This window comes from Rhizobacter sp. P3_B12 (assembly GCF_056402895.1).
Map to the genome: position 1 here is coordinate 1 of NZ_JBFUGN010000629.1, position 3,663 is coordinate 3,663.

Here is a 3,663-nt window from a genome sequence, read left to right on the forward strand (position 1 = left end):
GCGCCCAGCCGGCCGCCGAGGTCGTCGATGCCATCGTCGCGGCCGGCGGGCAGGCCACCGCGGTGCAGGCCGACGTGTCGGATCCGGCCGCCGTGCGCCGGCTGTTCGACGAGGCCCTCAGCGCCTACGGCCGGGTCGACGTGCTGGTCAACAACGCCGGCGTGATGCCAGCGAACATGCCGGCGCTGGTCGACACCGACGACGCCACCTTCGACCGCCTGTTCAACATCAACGTCAAGGGCAGCTTCAACACCATGCGCGAAGCGGTGAAGCGCCTGCAGTCGGGCGGGCGCATCGTCAACTTCTCGAGCAGCATCGTGGGCCTCGCGACGCCGGGGTACTCGGCCTATGCGGCCGGCAAGGCGGCGATCGAGACGATGACCAACATCCTCGCGAAGGAACTGCGCGGCCGCCAGATCACCGTCAACGCCGWCGCGCCGGGGCCGACCGCGACCGACCTGTTCCTCAACGGCAAGACGCCCGAGCTGATCGAGCGGCTGGCGAAGGCCGCGCCGCTGGAGCGGCTGGGCACGCCGCAGGACGTCGCGGGTGTCGTCTCGTTCCTCGCGGGCCMCGATGCGGCCTGGGTCAACGGGCAAACGCTGCGCGCCAACGGCGGCGTTGTTTGACCGCTTGATCACTTCCTTCCAACTCGGAGAACTTTCATGAAAAAGATCATCGTCATCACCGGTGCGTCGAGCGGTTTCGGCGCCCTCACCGCCCGCGCGCTGGCCGACGCCGGCCACACCGTCTACGCCGGCATGCGCGCCATCGCGACGCGCAACGCGAAGGCGGCGCAGGAGGCCGCGGCCTACGCGGCGCAACACCACGTCGACCTGCGCAGCATCGAGCTCGACGTCGGCGCGCAGGACTCGGTGGACGCGGCCGTCGCGCAGATCATCGAGACGCACCAGCGCCTGGACGTGGTGGTGCACAACGCCGGCCACATGGTGCTGGGCCCGAGCGAGGCCTTCACGCCCGAACAGGTGGYCGAGCTGTTCGACGTCAACACGCTGAGCACGCAGCGGCTGAACCGCGCCGCGCTGCCGCAGCTGCGCCGGCAAGGGCATGGGCTGGTCGTGTGGGTGTCGAGCTCCAGCGTCAAGGGCGGCACGCCGCCCTACCTCGGCCCGTACTTCGCGGCCAAGGCGGCGATGGATTCGCTGGCGGTCAGCTATGCCGGCGAGCTGGCGCGCTTCGGCGTCGAGACGACGATCGTCGTGCCGGGCGCGTTCACATCGGGCACCAACCACTTCCAGAATGCCGGGCATCCGCAGGACGCCGACGTGGCGAAAGCCTATGACGCGCATTACGCCGGCCTGCCGCAGCAGGTGGGTGCGGCGCTTGCGAAGCTGGAACCGGCCGATGCCGACGTGGCCGACGTCGCACGCGCGATCGTCGCGGCGGTCGATGCACCGTACGGCCGGCGCCCCTACCGCGTGCACATCGACCCGAGCGACGACGGCTCGGGGATCGTCAGCGGCGTCGCCGACCGGATGCGCGCCCAGTTGCTCGAGCGCGCCGGGCTCGGCGACCTGCTGAAGGTGGTGCCGTCGCTCGCCTGAGCCATCTGGCATCCGGCCGTCACCATCTTCATTCGCTATGGCGAACTCCGCATTTGCTGCACAAATTCGGAAGCCAATGACCGAGGTTTCGCCGGATCCACCGGCGGACGGAACCACGGACATGGGAATGACGAAGGGATCGAAAGAAGAAGGCGGCACACGAGGCCGCAGTTCACCGGCACCGCTGACGCAGCGGCTGCTCGAATTGCGCAATGCCTGCGCGCTGTGCAGCGATGAAGCCCAGTTCATCGCGATGGCGCGGCGGCGGCTGCAACCGGTGCTGCCGCATGGCTCGCTGATCGCGGCCATCGTGCGCATCTCACCGGCGCATCTGCGCCTGGTTCATGCGATTGCGGTGGGCCACCCGGCCGATGTGCTGGCCCGGTTGCCGCGCGAGCTCGACCTGGCCGATCGGCCGGCGCTGAAGCGCTGGCTCGATTCGGGCGAGCCGCAGAGCCTGGCCTTGCCCGGCGATGCCGAGCGGATGTCGGCGCGCGAGCAGTGCGAGCTCGAAGCGCTGGGCCTGCGCCGGGTCGCGCTGCATGGCCGGATCGACCTCGGTGGCATCGTCGGCAGCTGCTTCAGCTTCGGCAACCTGGGCGATGCGGTGAGTCCGCCGCAGGCACTGGAGCTGCTGCGGCTGGTGATCCCGCCGCTGCACGAGGCCTTGATGCGCGTCTGGCGCCGCGAGCGCCCGATGCCGCGTTGATCAGCGAAGACGCTCCAGCGCATTCGCCAGCTGCTGCACCGTGCGGTCGACATGGGCCAGCTTGTCGAGCCCGAACAGCCCGATGCGCCAGCTGCGGAAATCCGCCGGTTCGTCGCACTGAAGCGGCACGCCGGCGGCCGTCTGCAGCCCGAGCCCGGCGAACTTGCGGGCCGACTGGATCTCGGGGTCGTCGGTGAAGCTGACCACGACGCCGGGTGCCTCGAAGCCGGCCGCGGCGACGCTCTTGAAGCCCTTCTGCGCCAGCAGCGTGCGCACCTTGGTGCCCAGCTGCTGCTGGGCGCCGCGCGCGGTCTCGAAGCCGAAGCGCTCGGTCTCCTGCATGACCTCCCAGGTCTTCGTCAGCGCATCGGTGGGCATCGTGGTGTGGTAGCCGAACGCGCCGGCCTCGTAGGTCTCGGCGATCTGCAGCCACTTGCGCAGGTCGCAGGCGAAGCTGGTGCTCTGCGTCTTCGCCATGCGGTCGCGCGCCGCGGCGCTCAGCATCACGAAGGCGCTGCCCGGCGAGCCGCTCCAGCCCTTCTGCGGCGCGCTGATCAGGATGTCGACGCCGGTGGCCTGCATGTCGACCCACATCGCGCCCGACGCGATGCAGTCCAGCACGAACAGGCCGCCGGCCGCATGCACCGCATCGGCCACCGCCTTCAGGTAGTTGTCGGGCAGGATCATCCCGGAGGCGGTCTCGACGTGCGCCGCGAACACCAGCGCCGGCGACTCGCGGCGGATCGTCTGCACCACCTCGTCGATCGGCGCTGGCGCATACGGCGCCTGGTAGCCCGAACCGGTGGGCCGCGCCTTCAGCACCGTGGCCGCCGACGGGATCGAGCCCATCTCGAAGATCTGCGTCCAGCGGTAGCTGAACCAGCCGTTGCGGATCACCAGCACGCGCTGGCCGGTCGCGAACTGCCGGGCCACCGCCTCCATGCCGAAACTGCCGCTGCCCGGCATCACGATCGCGGTCGGTGCGTGGTAGGTGCGCTTCAGCGTGTCGGTGATGCCACGCAGCACGCCCTGGAACTTCTTCGACATGTGGTTCAGCGCGCGGTCGGTGTAGACCACCGAGAACTCGAGCAGGCCGTCGGGATCGACCTGGGGCAGCAGTCCGGGCATGGGTGTCTCCGTCAAGGTGTTGTGGGGCGCAGCGTAGCACCGGTCGGTTCCCTGCCATCATCGTGCGCATGCGATTCGATTTCAGCCTGTGTTGCGCCGCCGCCGTGCTGCTGGCGGCCTGTGACCCTCATCTTGTCCGTCCACCCGCCGCTGCGCCCGTCGTGCTGCTCGGCGAGGTGCACGACAACGCCGCGCAGCACGCGCTGCGGCTCGCCGAGTTCAAGCAGTTGCTCGACGGCGGCGCGCGCCCGGCGCTGCTGA

The 3,663-nt window shown here is 69.8% G+C and carries 4 protein-coding genes and 1 pseudogene; 4 read left to right on the top strand and 1 reads right to left on the bottom strand.

Features of this window, described 5'->3' with window-relative positions:
• The 3 genes from AC1D01_RS25015 to AC1D01_RS25025 form a co-directional block, all read left to right on the top strand.
• Positions 1-629, top strand: a 629-nt coding sequence (locus tag AC1D01_RS25015) for an SDR family oxidoreductase (RefSeq protein ID WP_477871172.1), incomplete at its 5' end; no start/stop codon positions are given.
• 36 nt (positions 630-665) lie between these two features.
• On the top strand, positions 666-1,565 hold the full coding sequence (locus tag AC1D01_RS25020) for an SDR family oxidoreductase (RefSeq protein WP_477871174.1): 900 nt from the start codon (positions 666-668) through the stop codon (positions 1,563-1,565).
• A 127-nt stretch (positions 1,566-1,692) separates the two neighbouring features.
• Positions 1,693-2,274 (top strand): hypothetical protein, encoded by a 582-nt coding sequence (locus AC1D01_RS25025; RefSeq protein WP_477871176.1) that lies wholly within the window; start codon positions 1,693-1,695, stop codon positions 2,272-2,274.
• Here AC1D01_RS25025 and AC1D01_RS25030 read toward each other — a convergent pair whose 3' ends face one another.
• The gene (locus AC1D01_RS25030) at positions 2,275-3,402 is read right to left on the bottom strand and encodes an aminotransferase class V-fold PLP-dependent enzyme (RefSeq protein WP_477871178.1); all 1,128 of its coding nucleotides are present in this window, start codon (positions 3,400-3,402) and stop codon (positions 2,275-2,277) included.
• A gap of 68 nt (positions 3,403-3,470) precedes the next feature.
• On the opposite strand from AC1D01_RS25030, the pseudogene AC1D01_RS25035 reads away from it, so the two are divergent.
• A pseudogene (locus AC1D01_RS25035) lies at positions 3,471-3,663 on the top strand (ChaN family lipoprotein); the annotation flags it as partial.